Annotated in this window: 16 protein-coding genes; 6 read left to right on the top strand and 10 right to left on the bottom strand. The window is 69.8% G+C overall.

The annotated features are described in order from the left end of the window. Nucleotides 1-96: 96 nt before the first annotated feature. From ACFVW8_RS03570 to ACFVW8_RS03555, 4 genes are all read right to left on the bottom strand, one after another. Nucleotides 97-2547 (bottom strand): ATP-binding protein, encoded by a 2451-nt coding sequence (locus ACFVW8_RS03570; RefSeq protein ID WP_389685904.1) that lies wholly within the window; start codon nt 2545-2547, stop codon nt 97-99. 240 nt (nt 2548-2787) lie between these two features. Continuing rightward, nucleotides 2788-3111, bottom strand: coding sequence for an STAS domain-containing protein (locus ACFVW8_RS03565; protein WP_250967584.1), 324 nt, complete (start codon nt 3109-3111; stop codon nt 2788-2790). 238 nt (nt 3112-3349) lie between these two features. Beyond that, nucleotides 3350-4198, bottom strand: coding sequence for a 3-hydroxyacyl-CoA dehydrogenase family protein (locus ACFVW8_RS03560; protein ID WP_389685910.1), 849 nt, complete (start codon nt 4196-4198; stop codon nt 3350-3352). Between the two features lie 131 nt (nt 4199-4329). After that, complete coding sequence (locus ACFVW8_RS03555) at nt 4330-4965, bottom strand: TetR/AcrR family transcriptional regulator (protein WP_389685903.1); 636 nt, start codon at nt 4963-4965, stop codon at nt 4330-4332. A gap of 82 nt (nt 4966-5047) precedes the next feature. Between ACFVW8_RS03555 and ACFVW8_RS03550 the strand changes: the two genes are divergently transcribed. Genes ACFVW8_RS03550 through ACFVW8_RS03540 form a run of 3 tightly spaced genes read left to right on the top strand, consistent with a single transcriptional unit; the run spans nt 5048 to nt 7177 of the window. After that, the gene (locus ACFVW8_RS03550) at nt 5048-5830 is read left to right on the top strand and encodes an ABC transporter ATP-binding protein (RefSeq protein WP_389685902.1); all 783 of its coding nucleotides are present in this window, start codon (nt 5048-5050) and stop codon (nt 5828-5830) included. Between the two features lie 11 nt (nt 5831-5841). Beyond that, on the top strand, nt 5842-6591 hold the full coding sequence (locus ACFVW8_RS03545) for an ABC transporter permease (RefSeq protein ID WP_389685901.1): 750 nt from the start codon (nt 5842-5844) through the stop codon (nt 6589-6591). 13 nt (nt 6592-6604) lie between these two features. Further along, entirely contained in the window at nt 6605-7177 is a 573-nt protein-coding gene (locus ACFVW8_RS03540; protein WP_389685900.1) for a cob(I)yrinic acid a,c-diamide adenosyltransferase, read from the top strand. Between the two features lie 90 nt (nt 7178-7267). Here ACFVW8_RS03540 and ACFVW8_RS03535 read toward each other — a convergent pair whose 3' ends face one another. Further along, nucleotides 7268-7849, bottom strand: a complete 582-nt coding sequence (locus ACFVW8_RS03535) for a hypothetical protein (protein WP_389685899.1) — start codon at nt 7847-7849, stop codon at nt 7268-7270. 145 nt (nt 7850-7994) lie between these two features. On the opposite strand from ACFVW8_RS03535, the gene ACFVW8_RS03530 reads away from it, so the two are divergent. The 3 genes from ACFVW8_RS03530 (at nt 7995) to ACFVW8_RS03520 (ending at nt 11902) form a co-directional block, all read left to right on the top strand. Continuing rightward, nucleotides 7995-9197 (top strand): sensor histidine kinase, encoded by a 1203-nt coding sequence (locus ACFVW8_RS03530; protein ID WP_389685898.1) that lies wholly within the window; start codon nt 7995-7997, stop codon nt 9195-9197. After that, nucleotides 9194-9844 (top strand): response regulator, encoded by a 651-nt coding sequence (locus ACFVW8_RS03525; RefSeq protein WP_389685897.1) that lies wholly within the window; start codon nt 9194-9196, stop codon nt 9842-9844. Before ACFVW8_RS03530 ends, ACFVW8_RS03525 begins: the two co-directional genes overlap by 4 nt. 177 nt (nt 9845-10021) lie before the next feature. After that, the gene (locus ACFVW8_RS03520; protein ID WP_389685896.1) at nt 10022-11902 is read left to right on the top strand and encodes a glycosyl hydrolase family 18 protein; all 1881 of its coding nucleotides are present in this window, start codon (nt 10022-10024) and stop codon (nt 11900-11902) included. A gap of 95 nt (nt 11903-11997) precedes the next feature. Here the strand turns inward: ACFVW8_RS03520 and ACFVW8_RS03515 are convergent, their stop codons facing one another. The 5 genes from ACFVW8_RS03515 to atpA form a co-directional block, all read right to left on the bottom strand. Continuing rightward, nucleotides 11998-12444, bottom strand: coding sequence for a DUF2550 domain-containing protein (locus ACFVW8_RS03515; RefSeq protein ID WP_384129455.1), 447 nt, complete (start codon nt 12442-12444; stop codon nt 11998-12000). Nucleotides 12445-12584: 140 nt separating this feature from the next. After that, complete coding sequence (locus ACFVW8_RS03510) at nt 12585-12959, bottom strand: F0F1 ATP synthase subunit epsilon (RefSeq protein ID WP_384129458.1); 375 nt, start codon at nt 12957-12959, stop codon at nt 12585-12587. A gap of 110 nt (nt 12960-13069) precedes the next feature. Continuing rightward, a complete protein-coding gene (atpD, locus tag ACFVW8_RS03505) occupies nt 13070-14512 on the bottom strand; it encodes a F0F1 ATP synthase subunit beta (RefSeq protein WP_389685895.1) in 1443 nt (480 codons plus the stop codon). Then, nucleotides 14512-15426 carry a F0F1 ATP synthase subunit gamma gene (locus tag ACFVW8_RS03500; protein ID WP_389685894.1) on the bottom strand — a complete coding sequence of 305 codons (915 nt, stop codon included), beginning with the start codon at nt 15424-15426 and terminating at the stop codon, nt 14512-14514. Before ACFVW8_RS03500 ends, atpD begins: the two co-directional genes overlap by 1 nt. Nucleotides 15427-15429: 3 nt before the next feature. Beyond that, nucleotides 15430-17001 (bottom strand): F0F1 ATP synthase subunit alpha, encoded by a 1572-nt coding sequence (gene atpA, locus ACFVW8_RS03495; RefSeq protein ID WP_389685893.1) that lies wholly within the window; start codon nt 16999-17001, stop codon nt 15430-15432. Nucleotides 17002-17136: the final 135 nt, after the last annotated feature.

Raw genomic sequence — 17136 nt, 5'->3', positions numbered from 1 at the left:
CGTCCCGGTGAGCGGGGTGCCTGCCGGACGGGCGCACACATCAAGCCCGTCCGGCGATTGAGGACAAGGCGCGGGGCGCCCGCCGGGGCGCCCCGCTCAGCTCACCGACGGGCTCCCCGCCACCCCACTCGCCGAGTCCGACATATCGGGCGAACTCGGCTCCTCCGGACCCGGATCCGTGGGCGAGTCCGACGGATCCGGATCCGGATCCGTGTCCGACGGACTCGGCGAAGGACTCGTCGGCGGCGGATCCGACTTCGTCGGCGAGGGCGACTTGGACGTGGAGCGCGACGGACTCGGCTTGCCGCTCGACGGCTTCCCCGTGGACGACGGGCTGTCCTGCGGCTCACTCGCGCCCGAGGACGGCGCCCCGCTCCCGGCCGGCGCGGACTCGCTGCCCGTCGGCCCCGGCGTGGACGACGTGGCGCTCGACGCCGGAGCGGACGGCACCGTGTCGTCCGCCGGCTCATCGGCCGGCGGCTGGTTCTCGCTGTCGTCACCGTCGTCGGTCACCGACTGGTCGCTCGAGACCCCGGGATCATCCTGCGGATCGCTGTTCGACGTCAGCCCGAGCGTCACCACCGTGCCGAGCACACCGGCCAGCAGCACACCCGCACCCGCGGCGACCAGATTGCGCCGGGCACCGCCCAGTACCGCCGAGCGGCCACCCGGCCCGCCGGCTCCCTTCGGAGCGGCCTGCCGGGACACGACGGCGGTGTCGTCCGCGTACGGACGCGGCATCGAGGCCGGTATGCCGACCGTCGGGCCGCTGGGTGCCGGCGCCTCGAAGCGGCCCGCCGGCAGCTCCTCGTCCACCGGGACACCGCCGGCCGCCACCGCGCCGGAAAGGTCGTCGACCAGCGCGAGCGCCCGGCGCCCCGCCACCGCGCCCGGCTTGTCGGCGAGCGCCCCGCGCATGCTGATGGAGGTCTCCAGCTCGGCCCGGGCCCGGTCCGGATTGCCGCTGCAGAGCGCGAGTACGCCCAGCTCGTGGTGGAAGTAGGCCTCTTCGGCGACCTCGCCGGCGATCCGTGCCGCCTCCTGGCCGATCCGCAGGGACTTCTCCCAGGCACTCCAGTGCAGCCCGGCCGCGAACGCGGGCGAGGCGCTGCGGGCCAGCAGCACGGCGACGCTGGTCTGTCCGGCCCCGTCCCCCGGCACCAGCTGTGCCATCGCCGCGACGATCGCGTCGGCCTCGGCGACCGCGCGGGCGGGGGTCACCGAGGGATGGCCGGCCCACCAGGCGTAGTGCTGGGCGGCGGCACGGGCCCGGCCGGTGGCATCGTCGGCGTATCCGGCGGCCTCCAGCTGGGCGACCACTCCGGCGGCCAGCCGGTACCGGGACCCGGCCGGGGAGAGCAGCCCGCAGCCGGCGAGTTCGCCGAGCGCGGCATCGGCGTGGGTGTCCCCCACGAGCGCCGGCAGATGCGCCTGGTGCGGCACCTCGCCGCCGAGCGCCACCGCGAAGCGCAGGGTGTCGCGCGCGGCCCCGCTCAGCCGTGAGGCGAGCAGCGCGGCGGGCGCGGCGCCCTCGCCGAGGCTGGGCAGCGGCAGGTCGGAGGTCTCGGCCGGCAGCGGCGCCTCGGCGGGCCGGCCGTCGAGATAGCCGTACTCGTCGTACGCGGTGGGGTCGGTGCGCAGCAGGTCGCGCTGGCGGAGCAGGGCCCCGGCCTGGACGAAGCGCAGCGGAAGACCCTCGGACTCGAACCAGAGGTCGCCCGCCCAGTTGGCCTCCTCCTCGGTGAGCGGCCGTTCGACCACCCGCTCCATCAGGCCGGCCGAGGCGCCGCGGTCGAGTCCGCCGAGGAATACCTCTTCGAGGTGGGAGTCGGGGTCCGGTGCGGCGACATCGGGCGTCGCGGCGAGCAGGAAGGCGCATTCGGGCGTGGCGTCGAGGAGTTCGTCCAGCGCGGCGCCGCCGAACTCCAGGTCGTCGAGGACGACGACGGCGCCGGTGGTGCGCAGCTTCTCCAGCAGCAGGGCCCGGGCCGGGCGGTGCAGCGGTGCGTGGTGGACGGCTTCGAAGAGTCCGTACAGCAGATCGGTGACGGTCCGCTTGTAGCCGCTGAGCCGTACGACACCGTCCGGTGCCAGCTGCGCGCAGTCGGCGGCGACCGCGTCGAGGAGTGCGGTTCGGCCGGATCCGGCCGGTCCGCTGAGCCGTACCGAGCGGCCGCGGGCCAGCAGCCGCACCAGCCGCTCGCGTTCGTCCTCGCGCTCCAGGAGGGGCAGCTGGAGGGCGGGCGGGCCGGGCGGCACGGGGGGTGCGGCGGCGCGTTCGCGGTCGGCGCGTTCGGCCGGGGTGCGCCGGACCGGTTCGGCCGGCTGCTCACCCGGCGGGCACGGTTCGACCTCGCTGCCGTCGACGGGGTTGACCGTCAGCAGGAGGTCGCCCGATATGAGCGCGACGACGCGGGCCTGTTGCGGCGTTTGCTGACCGAAATCGGGAGTCAGCGGATCGCGGGAAGCGCGCCGCCGGCCGGCGTCCTGTGCGGAGCCGTTCCTGTCGTGGCCGTACTCTTCCGGCCCCCGGTGTGTCGGGTCCATCGCCAAAGCCCCCAAGACGCGTCGAGCACGGTTGACCCTCCGGCCTCACACGTCCAGCAGTCGCTTCCGGTCCGGTGTCAGCCAGGTGGGTCCGTCTATCGGCAGACGGCCGAACCCTAAACCTTCGCACAGTATCTACGAACATCCGGGGTGCCGCGCCGCCCGACAGATCACGGTCTCGTGAGGATTGTGCGGCTTCGGCCCGGAGAGCCGAAGGGGCACCCGGCGCCGCCGGGGCCCTCAGACGCGTGGCAGCGAGTCTGCCGCGATTCCGCCCTCGATGGCCAGGATGCGGTGCAGTCTGGTGGCCACCAGAAGGCGTTGCATCTGCGGCGGCACACCGCGCAGCACCAGCCGCCGTCCGGCCCGTCCGGCCCGTCTGTGCGCGCCCATGATGACACCGAGTCCGGTGGCATCCCATGAATCCAGCTCGGTCAGGTCCAGCACCAGATCGCCGACTCCGTCGTCGAGGGCCGAGTGCAGGACCGTACGGGCGTCCGCCGCGCTTCGGACGTCGAGGCGGCCCCCGACGACCAGCTCGGCGTGGTCGCCCCTGATGTGCATATGCGCTCCCCTGGGATGCTCCGTGGCAAGATCCGTCTGTCTGAAACTGCCTCTGCCCCAACTGACTGTGGCAGCGACAGGGAAGTTGCCGTCTGTAAGCGAACCGATACCGAATTCACTCCGTGGAGTGACCCGGGCCCGCCGTGGATCCGGTGCGGATCCGCTGATCCCGGGCGGCGGCTCCCGGGGCCCCCGGTCCTGACTGACGGCAGATCAGGCGACCGGGAACCGAGAACGATCAGTAGGTATAGAAGCCCTGCCCGCTCTTGCGGCCGATGTCACCCGCATCGACCATCCGGCGCATCAGCTCCGGGGCGGCGAACTTCTCGTCCTGCGACTCGGTGTAGATGTTGCCGGTGGCGTGCAGCAGGATGTCGACTCCGGTCAGGTCCGCGGTGGCGAGCGGCCCCATGGTGTGACCGAATCCCAGCTTGCAGGCGATGTCGATGTCCGCGGCCGAGGCGACGCCCGACTCGTACAGCTTGGCCGCCTCGACGACCAGGGCCGAGATCAGCCGGGTGGTGACGAAGCCGGCCACGTCCCGGTTGACGACGATGCAGGTCTTGCCGACCGACTCGGCGAACTCCCGCGCGGTGGCGAGGGTTTCGTCGCTGGTCTTGTAGCCGCGTACGAGCTCGCAGAGCTGCATCATCGGGACCGGCGAGAAGAAGTGCACACCGACGACGCGCTCCGGACGCTCCGTCACGGCCGCGATCTTGGTGATCGGGATGGCGGAGGTGTTGGAGGCGAGCACGGCGTCGTCCCGGACGATCTTGTCGAGCGCCCGGAAGATCTCGTGCTTCACCTCCAGCTTCTCGAAGACGGCCTCGACGACGACGTCCGCGTCGGCGACCGCGTCGAGATCGGTGGTCGTGGTGATGCGGGCGAGCGCGGACTCGGCGTCGGACGCCGCGAGCTTGCCCTTGGAGACGAACTTGTCGTAGGAGGCCTTGATGCCGTCACGGCCCCGGGCCAGGGCCGCGTCGGTGACATCGCGCAGCACGACGTCCCAGCCCGCCTGGGCGGAGACCTGCGCGATACCGGACCCCATGAGTCCGGCTCCGATGACGGCGAGCTTCCTGGCCACGTTGGCACCCCTATGCTTTCTCAACGGTTCTCGTCCATGCTCTCCGGCGGAGGTTAGTACCCGTGAGGGGCGCTGGGGCGGCGAAGAGATGCGCGTCACGTCTCAAATGACGGACATCACACCGGGATACGTCATTCGGTGGCGCGCCGGGCGTAGTTGAGCACCTTTTCGCCCAGCAGGTCCTCGATGTCGTCGAGCAGGACGAGAGCGTCGCGGGACACCTCGGCGGCCTTGCGGCCCGCCACCATCTCGCCTCCGATGTACGCCATGAGCGTCCCGTGGACCCAGGCGAGCTGGCCGGCCACCAGGATCGCGGTCCGGTCCCCGTCCCCGCACTCCTCCTGAAGGGTCCCCTCCAGATGCTGGAGGGCTTCCTGCTGTACGTGCCAGAGGCGGGCCTTGAGGCTGTCCGCGCCCTCGATGACACGCATGAACCGCTCGTAGCCCTCCATCAGGCCGACGGTGGGTGACACGCTCTCGACCTGGATGCGCAGTTCGCGCAGGACGGCGTCGGCCGCGGACTCCCCCTTGTCCCGGCCCCGGACGTACCGGGAGAGGCGGTCGACGACGCCTCGGCTGCGGTCGAGGAAGAGGTCTTCCTTGGCCGGGAAGTAGTTGTAGACCGTGTTCACCGAGACGTCGGCGGCGCGGGCGATCTCGGCGATCGTGACCGCGTCGAATCCCCGCTCCAGGAAGAGGCCGGTGGCCACGTCCGAGAGGTACTGCCTGGTCTGGCGCTTCTTGCGCTCCCTGAGTCCCTCAGCCATGGGCCCATCGTAGAGCGCGGCTGGGGTCCCTGAATATTTGGTGTCATTGCAATTTTTCACTGACTCTGTTTTTGTGGTCGCTATGCCAATCATCAGTACCGCCGGGCTCGCCCGGACCTTCACCACCAAGGCCGGCCCCGTGGAAGCCGTACGGTCCATCGATCTGACCGTCGCCGCCGGCGAGATCGTCGGGCTGCTCGGCCCCAACGGAGCGGGCAAGACCACCACCCTGCGCATGCTCACCACACTGCTCGCCCCCACCGGCGGCGTCGCCACCGTCGCGGGCTGCGACCTGATCGCGGACCCGGCGGGCGTACGGGAGAACTGCGGGTACGTCGCCCAGTCCGGTGGTCTTGACCCGCACACCACCGTGCGGGAGGAGCTGGTCACCCAGGGCCGGATGTACCGGCTCGGCAGGGCCCGGGCGGTTGCCCGCGCCGGGGAACTGGCCGCGGACCTGGGACTGTCGGAGCTGCTCGACCGGAAGACGGCCTCGCTCTCGGGGGGCCAGCGGCGGCGGCTCGACATCGCCATGGGGCTCACCCACCGGCCGCCGCTGCTCTTCCTCGACGAGCCGACCACCGGGCTCGACCCGGGCAGCCGCGCCGATCTGTGGGACCTGGTGCGGCGGCTGCGCGACGAGTCCGGCACGACCGTCGTGCTCACCACCCACTACCTCGACGAGGCGGACGCGCTCGCCGACCGGCTGGTCGTGATCGACGGCGGCCTGGTGGCGGCGGAGGGCGCACCGGCCGAGCTGAAGACCCGGTACACGGGCTCCGCCACCGCCTCGCTCCAGGAGGCCTTCCTCGCGATCACCGGGCGCGCCCCCGCCGCCCCCGATGCCGCTCCCGTCACCGTCTAGGAATCGGACCGATGCTTCTCCACGACACCGCGCTCGTCTTCGAGCGCTACGCCCGGCAGACCCTGCGCTCGAAGTTCCAGATCCTCTTCGGCGTCCTCATGCCGCTGCTGTACCTGCTCCTGTTCGGCCCGCTGCTGACCGGTCTGCCGCTCGGCCGGTCCGGGGACTCCTGGCAGATCCTGGTCCCGGGCCTGCTGCTCCAGCTCGGCCTCTTCGGCGCCTCGTTCTGCGGATTCGCCATCATCATCGACAAATCGACCGGCGTGGTGGAGCGGATGCGGGTGACTCCGGTCAGCCGGCTGGCCCTGCTGCTCGGGCGGGTGCTGCGGGACACGCTGCTGTTCATGTTCCAGGCCTTGCTGCTGGTCCTGGCCGCCCTGGTCATGGGCCTGCGGGCACCGCTCGCCGGAGTGCTGATCGGCTTCGCGTTCGTCGGTCTGCTGACGGTCTCGCTGGCCTCTCTGTCGTACGCCCTGGCCATGAAGGTCAGCACCCCGCAGGAGTTCGGACCGGTGATCAACTCGGTCACCATGCCGGCCATGCTGCTGTCCGGGCTGATGCTGCCGATGACGCTGGGCCCGAAGTGGCTGGACGTGCTCTCCCACTTCACGCCGTTCCGCTATCTCGTGGACGCTGTGCGGGACGCGTACATCGGCTCGTACGCCACCACGCACATGCTGTACGGGGTCCTGGTCGCCCTCGGGTTCGCGGCACTGGCCGTGACAGTGGGCACACGCGTCTTCAGGAAGGCGGGCGCCTAACTAGGCTGACCGCATGGTCAATCTGACGCGCATCTACACCCGCACCGGCGACCAGGGCACCACCGCCCTCGGCGACATGAGCCGGACCGCCAAGACCGATCTGCGGATCTCCGCCTACGCCGACGCCAACGAGGCCAACGCGGCCATCGGTACGGCGATCGCGCTCGGGCAGCTCACCGACGATGTCGTGAAGGTCCTCGTCCGCGTGCAGAACGACCTGTTCGACGTGGGCGCGGACCTGTCGACACCGGTCGTCGAGGAACCGAAGTACCCGCCGCTGCGGGTCGAGCAGTCCTACATCGACAAGCTGGAGGCGGACTGCGACCACTTCCTGGAGCAGACGGAGAAGCTCCGCAGCTTCATCCTGCCGGGTGGCACGCCCGGTGCCGCGCTGCTGCACCAGGCGTGCACGGTGGTACGGCGCGCGGAGAGGTCCACCTGGGCGGCGTTCGAGGAGCACGGCGAGGTGATGAACCCGCTGACGGCGACCTACCTCAACCGGCTCTCCGACCTGCTGTTCATCCTCGCCCGGGTGGCGAACAAGGAGCTCGGCGACGTGCTGTGGGTGCCGGGTGGCGAGCGGTAGAAGGACAAGCCCGCCCGGCCCCTCCAAGCCGTACAGCCCCTCAAGCCCGCCCGGCACTCTCGAGCCCGTCCGGCGATTGAGGACGGACCGTCAGCCGGGCGGGCCCGGCACCTTCTCCCGGCCCCGCTTCGCATCCCGCCCGGGATCCCGCTTCGGGAACACCGTGTAGCTCGCCGCGATCACCAGGTTGATCCCGATCACGAACAGCATCGTGCGCTGCCAGGACTGCAGCGACGCCACATCCCCGTCGCCGCCCACGTACCAGACCGCTCCCTGGAGCAGCGCCAGCGCCGTCACCGCCGCCAGCGTCCACCGCCCGGCCACCCGCCACTCGTGCACCGCCCGCGCCATCCCGTACTTCGGCGGCTTCACCGGGGGCGGGCCGCCCGCGAACCGGTGGGCGACCCGGGCGTCGACCCACCGGATGGTGGAGTGGCCGAGGCCCACGGTGAAGCCGATGTACACGGCGGCGAGGCCGTGCTTCCAGTCCGGAGCGGCGCCGTTCTTCAGGTCGACGGCCGTCACCACCAGCAGGATCACCTCCAGCAGCGGCTCGCACAGCAGCACCGCTCCCCCGAGCCGCGGCTTCCGCGCCACGTAGCGCAGCGCGAGCCCCACGGCCAGCAGCACCCAGAAGGCGATCTCGCAGAGAACGATCAGTGTGACGATCACGGTCCGGCTCCTTTCGCTCCCCTCCAGCGTCCCCGCCGCGGCGCCCGCGATCGTCGCCCGGAGTGACGAACCGGCACTGCATCCTTCGATGTACTCGCGGCTCACTCCCCGTACCGACGTGCCGGGGCGCCCCGCCGTGTTGGATATGAGGGTGTTCTCTCCTCCCCGCCCCCACCGCGACGACGCCCTCATCGGGGTCGTCGGACTGCTCGGCGGAGTGGTGCTCTGGCTGCTCGGTCTGCATATGCAGAACGGCAGGGTCCTCGACGCTCCCTGGATCGCCCTGGTCCCGCTGGCAGTGATGTCGGTGCTGGCGCTGCTGCGCAGAAGCGCACCGCAGACCGCCCTGGTCATCGGCACCCTCGCGCTGATCATGGACCAGTTCACGCCCGGGAACCTGGCGACCGTGCTCCTGTACACCGACGTCATGTACGCGGCCGTGCTGTACGGCACCCCGGCTGCCGCGCGGCGGATCCCGGTGACCACCTTCCTGATCACGGTCACGGTCACGATCGGTTTCCTGGCGTGGTTCCGCAGCGCAGAGGCGCTGCTGATCGGCATCGTCACCGGACTGGTCTCGTTCGTGCCCGCCCTGACCGGCGTCAGCGTGCGCAACCACCGCGACGCCGCCGAGACGGCGCGGCTGCGCGCCGATCAGACGGCTCTGCTGGCCGAGATGGACCGGGCGCAGGCGGTGACCGCCGAACGCGCCCGGATGGCGCGCGAGCTGCACGACATGGTGGCCAACCACCTCTCCGCGATCGCCATCCACTCCACCGCCGCGCTCTCCATCGACGACCCCGAGACCTCCAGGAACGCCCTGGGCGTCATCCGGGAGAACAGCGTCGACGGTCTGGCCGAAATGCGCCGTCTGATCGGGCTGCTGCGCGCCGGCGGGGCGGATCCGGAGCCCAGCAGCTCACCGACGCTCGGTTCGCTGGACGCCCTGATCGAGCAGCACCGTACGAACGCCGCGTCCAGCGGGCTCACCTGTGTGCTGGAGGACTCGCGCACCGCCCCGGGCCCGCTCCCCGCGCCGGTCGAGCTGGCGGCGTACCGCATCGTCCAGGAGTCCCTGACGAACGCGCTCAAGCATGCCGGGCCAGGACAGGTCACGGTCCGGCTGGGGCAGGCCGGGCAGCGGCTGACGGTGGAGGTCACCAGCGCTCTGGGGAGCCGCCCCGGTCCGCGCGCACCCGGTTCGGGGGCCGGGCTGGTCGGCATGCAGGAGCGGGTGGCGCTGCTCGGCGGGGAGATCGAGGCGGGGCCGGTGTCCACCGGGAGCGGGACGAAGATCTGGCGTGTACGGGCGGAGCTGCCCGTCGGGGAAGGAAGCGTGAGGGCATGACCATCCGGGTTCTGGTCGCCGAGGACCAGTCGGCCGTGCGTGCGGGGCTGGTGCTCATCCTGGGCAGCGCACCCGACATCGAGGTCGTCGGGGAGGCCGGCGACGGGGAGGAGGCGGTGCGGCTGGCCCGTGAACTGCGCCCGGACCTGGTGCTGATGGACATCCAGATGCCCCGGCTGGACGGGGTGTCCGCGACGAGACAGGTGGTCGGTGACCGGTTGGCGGACGTACTGGTGCTGACGACCTTCGATCTGGACGAGTACGTCTTCGGCGCGCTGCGGGCCGGGGCGTCCGGCTTCCTGCTGAAGGACACGGAGGCGCACGGTCTGCTGGAAGCGGTACGCACGGTGGCGCGCGGCGAGGGTCTGATCGCCCCGGCGGTGACGCGCCGGCTGATCGCGGAGTTCGCCGGCTCCGCCCCCGTACCACCGCCCAACGCTCCGGACAGAGCGCTGCTGGGCTCCCTCACCCGGCGCGAGCGCGAGGTGCTCGGCTGCCTCGGCGGGGGGCTGTCGAATGCCGAGATCGCGGTGCGGCTGTCCATGGCGGAAGCGACGGTGAAGACCCATGTCAGCAGACTGCTGGGGAAGCTAGGTCTGCGCAGCCGGGTCCAGGCGGCAGTGCTGGCGCAGGAGTTGGGCGTCTGAGGTTTAGTTCCGACGACTGCGATCTTTGGTCTGGACCTCTTGACGATTGGTCCAGACCTTCCTAATCTCACCGAACACACTGCGGTGAGCTCGCCACGACACGGCGTGCTCAGGGCGGCGCAGGGTTGCAGTCCACGGACCACCCCCGTTTGTCCGGACCTCACCCGAGGAGCACCGTTGAGCACTGAGACCCCCCGCCGGACCCGATTCAGATTCGGGGCCGGGAAAGCCACCAGATCAAGAGCCGTCGCGGGCCTCACCGCACTGCTCCTGCCGCTCGCCGCGATGGTCGGCATGGCATCCCCGGCCGAAGCAGCAACCTCGGCAACCGCCACGTACCTCAAGAAATCCGACTGGGGCAGCGGCTTCGAGGGCCAGTGGACGGTGAAGAACACCGGCACCACCGCACTCAGCTCCTGGACCATCGAGTGGGACTTCCCCTCCGGCACCGCCGTCGGCTCCGCCTGGGACGCCACCGTCACCGGCTCCGGCACCCACTGGACCGCCAAGAACCTCGGCTGGAACGGCTCGGTCGCACCGGGCGCCAGCATCTCCTTCGGCTTCAACGGCACCGGCTCCGGCTCCCCCACGGGCTGCACGCTGAACGGCGCCTCCTGCGACGGCGGCAGTGTCCCCGGTGACAACGCCCCCTCCGCGCCCGGCACCCCCACCGCGAGCTCCGTCACCGACACCTCGGCGAAGCTGAGCTGGAGCGCGGCCACCGACGACCACGGCATCAAGAACTACGACGTCCTGCGGGACGGCGCGGTCGTCGCCACGGTCACCGGCACCACGTACACCAACACCGGCCTCACCGCGGGCACCGACTACTCGTACACCGTGCAGGCCCGCGACACCGCCGACCAGACCGGTCCGGCAAGCGGTGCGGTCAAGGTACACACCACCGGCGGCGGGGGCACCGACCCCGGCGACCCGGGCACCGGCGACAAGGTCAACCTCGGCTACTTCGCCGAATGGGGCGTCTACGGCCGGAACTACCACGTCAAGAACCTGGACACCTCCGGTTCGGCCGCGAAGATCACCCACATCAACTACGCCTTCGGCAACGTGACCGGCGGCAAGTGCGCGATCGGTGACTCCTACGCCGACTACGACAAGGCCTACACCGCCGACCAGTCCGTCGACGGCGTCGCCGACACCTGGGACCAGCCCCTGCGCGGCAGCTTCAACCAGCTGCGCAAGCTCAAGGCGAAGTACCCGCACATCAAGATCCTGTGGTCGTTCGGCGGCTGGACCTGGTCCGGCGGCTTCGGCCAGGCCGCGCAGAACCCGGCCGCGTTCGCCCAGTCCTGCTACGACCTGGTGGAGGACCCCCGCTGGGCCGATGTCTTCGACGGCATCGACATCGACTGGGAGTATCCCAACGCCTGCGGTCTGACCTGTGACGCCAGCGGCCCCGCCGCACTGAAGTCGATCACGTCCGCGCTGCGCACGAAGTTCGGCGGCAACAACCTGGTGACCGCGGCCATCACGGCCGACGGCTCCGAGGGCGGCAAGATCGACGCCGCCGACTACGCGGGCGCCGCACAGTCGCTGGACTGGTACAACGTGATGACGTACGACTTCTTCGGCGCCTGGGACGCCAAGGGCCCGACGGCCCCGCACTCCCCGCTCACCCCGTACACCGGCATCCCGAAGGCCGGCTTCACCGCCTCCGAGGCCATCGCCAAGCTGAAGGCCCAGGGCGTCCCCGCCTCGAAGCTGCTGCTCGGCATCGGCTTCTACGGCCGCGGCTGGACCGGCGTCACCCAGGACGCACCCGGCAGCACCGCCACCGGAGCCGCCCCGGGTACGTACGAGGCCGGCATCGAGGACTACAAGGTCCTCAAGAACAGCTGCCCCACCACCGGCACCGTCGCGGGCACGGCCTACGCGCACTGCGGCACCAACTGGTGGAGCTACGACACCCCGGCCACCATCGCGTCCAAGATGACCTGGGCCAGGAACCAGGGCCTGGGAGGCGCGTTCTTCTGGGAGTTCAGCGGGGACACCAGCAACGGTGAACTCGTGAGCGCGATGAACAGCGGGCTGAAGTAGTCACCACCGCACCGCACCGCGCGTAACCCCGAAAAGCACCGGGGAGACAGGTCCGCCCCCTGTCTCCCCGGTTTTCGTCTGCGTGGTGCGAGGCCTCAGGCCACGTTCACCCTCTGGCCGGGCGGCGCCGCCTCAAGCCAGGCGAGGAAACCGGTCAGCGCGTCCTCGCTCATCGCCAGCTCCAGCCGGACGTCCCGGTGGAGACAGCCGAGCACGATGGCGTCGGAGAGCAGTGCGAGCTCCTCCTCGCCCTCCGGCAGCCGGCGGGCGACGACCTCGATCGCGGACCGCTCCAGCACACGGCGCGGGCGCGGGGAGTAGCTGAAGACCCGGAACCAGTTCACCTTGTCGCCGCTGTACCGGGCGACCCCGTACACCCAGCCCTTGCCGGAGAGATCGGGCTCCACGGGCACGTTCCAGCGCAGGCTGCAGTCGAAGGTCCCGCCGGAGCGCTGAATCAGCCGCCGGCGCAGACCGAAGACGAAGAGACCAACCGCGACCAGTGCGACGACCAGCCCGCCCACCCACAGCGCGAGGAACATCTCCACCGACCTCCTCGCGTCGTCGAGTAAACGGATACCGCCCGAACTTCACCTGCACCTGCATCGCCTCAGCCGCGACACGGTCTGGAGAGATCTCCAGCACGGGCCGCGGCTGAGGGTAAAGACGTTTCGCGGGGTGGCTAGTGCACCGCCACCGCACGCAGTCGCACATCGGCGCGGCGCTCGGCGGCGCCGTCCGTGTCCGACTTCGCACGCTCCAGCGCACGCTCGGCGCGCTGGACATCGATCTCGTCCGCCAGCTCGGCAATCTCCGCCAGCAGCGAGAGCTTGTCGTCGGCGAACGAGATGAAACCGCCGTGCACAGCGGCGACGACAGTGGCGCCGTCGCTCGTGCGGATCGTCACCGGGCCCGATTCCAGCACACCCAGAAGCGGCTGGTGACCGGGCATGACGCCGATGTCGCCGGACGTGGTGCGCGCGACGACCAGGGTGGCCTCGCCGGACCAGACACTACGGTCCGCCGCGACCAGCTCGACGTGCAGCTCAGCAGCCAAGGGTGGCTCCTCGGGTCACCACCCGGCGGTCATGCCGGGTGTTGGGTCAATTCTACGGGGCGTGGTGAGGGGGACGGGACGCACCCCGTCCCCCTCGGTGAGCCGGAGGCTCAGGAGACGCCGAGCTCCTTGGCGTTGGCCTTGAGGTCCTCAATGCCACCGCACATGAAGAACGCCTGCTCGGGGAAGTGGTCGTACTCTCCGTCGGCGATCGAGTTGAACGCCGCGATCGACTCGTCGAGCGGAACGTCCGAACCGTCCACGCCGGTGAACTGCTTGGCGACGTGGGTGTTCTGCGACAGGAAGCGCTCGATGCGACGGGCGCGGAAGACGGTGAGCTTGTCCTCCTCGCCGAGCTCGTCCATACCGAGAATGGCGATGATGTCCTGGAGGTCCTTGTACTTCTGAAGGATTCCCTTGACCCGCATGGCGGTCTCGTAGTGGTCCTTCGCGATGTACCGCGGGTCCAGGATCCGGGACGTGGAGTCAAGCGGGTCCACGGCCGGGTAGATGCCCTTCTCGGAGATCGGACGGGAGAGAACCGTCGTCGCGTCGAGGTGGGCGAAGGTGGTGGCCGGAGCCGGGTCGGTCAGGTCGTCCGCGGGGACGTAGATCGCCTGCATCGAGGTGATCGAGTGACCACGGGTCGACGTGATGCGCTCCTGGAGGAGACCCATCTCGTCGGCCAGGTTCGGCTGGTAACCCACCGCGGACGGCATACGGCCGAGCAGGGTGGACACCTCGGAGCCGGCCTGGGTGTACCGGAAGATGTTGTCGATGAAGAAGAGAACGTCCTGCTTCATGACATCGCGGAAGTACTCCGCCATCGTCAGACCGGCGAGCGCGACCCGCAGACGGGTGCCCGGCGGCTCGTCCATCTGACCGAAGACAAGCGCCGTCTTGTCGATGACGCCGGACTCGGCCATCTCCTCGATGAGGTCGTTGCCCTCACGGGTACGCTCACCGACGCCCGCGAACACCGACACACCGTCGTGGTTGTTGGCGACGCGGTAGATCATTTCCTGGATCAGCACGGTCTTGCCGACACCGGCACCACCGAACAGACCGATCTTTCCACCCTTGACGTACGGGGTGAGAAGGTCGATGACCTTGACGCCGGTCTCGAACATCTCGGTCTTGGACTCGAGCTGGTCGAAGGCCGGGGCCTTGCGGTGGATCGGCCAGCGCTCGGTGACCTCGGCCTCGGCCTCGGGCTTGTTCAGGATCTCACCGAGGGTGTTGAAGACCTTGCCCTTGGTCATCTCGCCGACCGGCACCGTGATGCCGGCGCCCGTGTCCGTCACCGGGGCCTGGCGGACCAGACCGTCGGTGGGCTGCATCGAGATCGCGCGGATCACGCCGTCGCCGAGGTGCTGGGCGACCTCGAGCGTCAGCTTCTTGATCTTGCCGTCCTCGGCCGGGTCGGCCACCTCGACGGTCAGCGCGTTGTAGATCTCCGGCATCGCGTCGACGGGGAACTCCACGTCGACGACCGGGCCGATGACCCGGGCGACGCGGCCCGTGGCAACGGCCGTCTCAACTGTGGTCGTCATTACTTGTCACTCCCCGCGGTCGCGTCGGCCAGCGCACTGGCACCACCGACGATCTCGCTGATTTCCTGGGTGATTTCGGCCTGGCGGGCCGCGTTGGCAAGCCGGGAGAGGCTCTTGACGAGCTCACCGGCGTTGTCGGTTGCCGACTTCATCGCGCGGCGGCGGGCAGCGTGCTCGGAAGCAGCGGCCTGCAGCAGTGCGTTGTAGATCCGGCTCTCGACATACCGCGGAAGCAGGGCGTCCAGGACGTCCTCCGCCGACGGCTCGAAGTCGAACAGCGGCAGGATCTCTCCCTTGCCGTCCTCGTCCTTGGTGAGGTCGAGGCTGAGCGGCAGCATCCGGTTGTCCACCGGGTTCTGCGTCATCATCGAGACGAACTCGGTGAAGACGATGTGCAGCTCGTCCACGCCGCCCTCGGCGGTCTCCTGGGTGACCGCCTCGATCAACGGGGCGGCCGCCCGCTTCGCATCCGCGTACGTCGGGCTGTCGGTGAAGCCGGTCCACGACTCCGCGACCTTGCGCTCGCGGAAGTTGTAGTAGGCGACACCCTTGCGGCCGATCACATACGTGACGACCTCCTTGCCCTCACCGCGCAGCCGCTCGGTCAGCTGCTCCGCGGCCTTGATGGCGTTGGAGGAGTAACCGCCGGCCAGACCGCGGTCGCTCGTGACGAGCAGGATCGCGGCCCGTGCCGGAGTCTCGGCCTCGGTGGTCAGCGGGTGCTTGGTGGTCGAACCGGTGGCCACAGCCGTGACCGCACGGTTCAGCTCGGTGGCATACGGCATCGAGGCCGCCACCTTGCGCTGCGCCTTGACGATGCGCGAGGCGGCGATCATCTCCATCGCCTTGGTGATCTTCTTCGTGGCGGTGACGGAGCGGATGCGGCGCTTGTAAACGCGAAGCTGAGCGCCCATCTGTCAGCCCTCGCCCAGAAGCTTGCCGTCCGAGGTCTCGAACTGCTGCTTGAAGGCGGCGACCGCGTCGGCGATCGACTGCAGCGTGTCGTCGGACATCTTGGCGCCCTCGGCGATGCTGGTGAGGAGGTCCTTGCGCTCGCGGCGCAGGTACTCCAGCAGCTCGCTCTCGAAGCGGCGGATGTCCTCGACCGGGACGTCGTCCATCTTGCCCGTGGTGCCGGCCCAGACCGAGACGACCTGCTCCTCGACCGGGATCGGGGAGTACTGCGGCTGCTTCAGCAGCTCGACCATGCGCTTACCGCGCTCCAGGGACGCCTTCGAGGCCGCGTCCAGGTCGGAACCGAAGGCGGCGAACGCCTCCAGCTCGCGGTACTGGGCGAGGTCCACGCGGAGTCGGCCGGAGACCTGGCGCATGGCCTTGTGCTGGGCGGAGCCACCGACTCGCGAGACCGAGATACCGACGTTCAGAGCCGGACGCTGCCCGGCGTTGAACAGGTCGGACTCCAGGAAGCACTGGCCGTCGGTGATGGAGATGACGTTGGTCGGGATGAACGCCGACACGTCGTTCGCCTTGGTCTCGACGATCGGGAGACCCGTCATCGAACCGGCACCCATGTCGTCGGAGAGCTTGGCGCAACGCTCCAGCAGACGCGAGTGGAGGTAGAAGACGTCGCCCGGGTAGGCCTCGCGGCCCGGCGGACGGCGCAGCAGAAGCGATACGGCGCGGTAGGCGTCGGCCTGCTTCGAAAGGTCGTCGAAGATGATCAGGACGTGCTTGCCCGCGTACATCCAGTGCTGGCCGATGGCCGAACCGGTGTACGGCGCCAGGTACTTGAAGCCGGCCGGGTCGGACGCCGGGGCGGCGACGATGGTCGTGTACTCCAGCGCGCCGGCCTCTTCGAGGGCACCGCGCACGGAGGCGATGGTGGAGCCCTTCTGACCGATGGCGACGTAGATGCAGCGCACCTGCTTGTTCACGTCGCCCGTGCGCCAGTTGTCACGCTGGTTGATGATCGTGTCGACGGCCAGAGCGGTCTTACCCGTCTGACGGTCGCCGATGATCAGCTGACGCTGACCACGGCCGATCGGCACCATGGCGTCGACGGCCTTGTAGCCGGTCTGCATCGGCTCGTGCACCGACTTGCGGACCATGACGCCAGGGGCCTGCAGCTCGAGGGCGCGACGGCCGTCGGTCGCGATCTCGCCGAGACCGTCGATCGGGTTGCCGAGCGGGTCGACGACGCGGCCGAGGTAACCCTCGCCGACGCCGACGGAGAGCACCTCACCGGTGCGCTGCACCGGCTGGCCCTCCTCGATTCCGCTGAACTCGCCGAGGACGATCGCACCGATCTCGCGCTCCTCGAGGTTGAGGGCGAGACCGAGGGTGCCGTCCTCGAACTTCAGCAGCTCGTTCGCCATGGCGGAGGGCAGGCCCTCCACCTTCGCGATGCCGTCGCCGGCAACGCTGACCGTACCGACCTCCTCGCGCGAGGCCGCGTCCGGCTTGTACGACTGGACAAAGTTCTCCAGCGCGTCCCGGATCTCCTCCGGCCGGATCGTGAGCTCCGCCATCTGGGTTCCCTGCTCTCCTTGTTGGGCCCGAAGTTTCTTAAGGGGGTCTGGGGGCCGACCCCCAGGAATCTTCTGCAATTTCTGCACGGCCCAACCGGGCCGCTGGTCTTGCTCTGTCTCTGTTACTGCGCCGGG

It is taken from the genome of Streptomyces sp. NPDC058221, assembly GCF_042882365.1.
Lineage (GTDB): Bacteria > Actinomycetota > Actinomycetes > Streptomycetales > Streptomycetaceae > Streptomyces.
The sequence above is the reverse complement of the archived record's forward strand: the minus strand, read 5'-3'. Positions and strand labels throughout refer to the sequence as shown.

What these genes read in the sequence shown, in the direction of transcription:
- ACFVW8_RS03570 (WP_389685904.1), bottom strand. Translation starts at nt 2,547, where the DNA reads ATGGACCCGACACACCGGGGGCCGGAAGAGTACGGCCACGACAGGAAC.
- ACFVW8_RS03565 (WP_250967584.1), bottom strand. Translation starts at nt 3,111, where the DNA reads ATGCACATCAGGGGCGACCACGCCGAGCTGGTCGTCGGGGGCCGCCTC.
- ACFVW8_RS03555 (WP_389685903.1), bottom strand. Translation starts at nt 4,965, where the DNA reads ATGGCTGAGGGACTCAGGGAGCGCAAGAAGCGCCAGACCAGGCAGTAC.
- ACFVW8_RS03550 (WP_389685902.1), top strand. Translation starts at nt 5,048, where the DNA reads ATGCCAATCATCAGTACCGCCGGGCTCGCCCGGACCTTCACCACCAAG.
- ACFVW8_RS03545 (WP_389685901.1), top strand. Translation starts at nt 5,842, where the DNA reads ATGCTTCTCCACGACACCGCGCTCGTCTTCGAGCGCTACGCCCGGCAG.
- ACFVW8_RS03540 (WP_389685900.1), top strand. Translation starts at nt 6,605, where the DNA reads ATGGTCAATCTGACGCGCATCTACACCCGCACCGGCGACCAGGGCACC.
- ACFVW8_RS03530 (WP_389685898.1), top strand. Translation starts at nt 7,995, where the DNA reads ATGAGGGTGTTCTCTCCTCCCCGCCCCCACCGCGACGACGCCCTCATC.
- ACFVW8_RS03525 (WP_389685897.1), top strand. Translation starts at nt 9,194, where the DNA reads ATGACCATCCGGGTTCTGGTCGCCGAGGACCAGTCGGCCGTGCGTGCG.
- ACFVW8_RS03515 (WP_384129455.1), bottom strand. Translation starts at nt 12,444, where the DNA reads ATGTTCCTCGCGCTGTGGGTGGGCGGGCTGGTCGTCGCACTGGTCGCG.
- atpD (WP_389685895.1), bottom strand. Translation starts at nt 14,512, where the DNA reads ATGACGACCACAGTTGAGACGGCCGTTGCCACGGGCCGCGTCGCCCGG.
- ACFVW8_RS03500 (WP_389685894.1), bottom strand. Translation starts at nt 15,426, where the DNA reads ATGGGCGCTCAGCTTCGCGTTTACAAGCGCCGCATCCGCTCCGTCACC.
- atpA (WP_389685893.1), bottom strand. Translation starts at nt 17,001, where the DNA reads ATGGCGGAGCTCACGATCCGGCCGGAGGAGATCCGGGACGCGCTGGAG.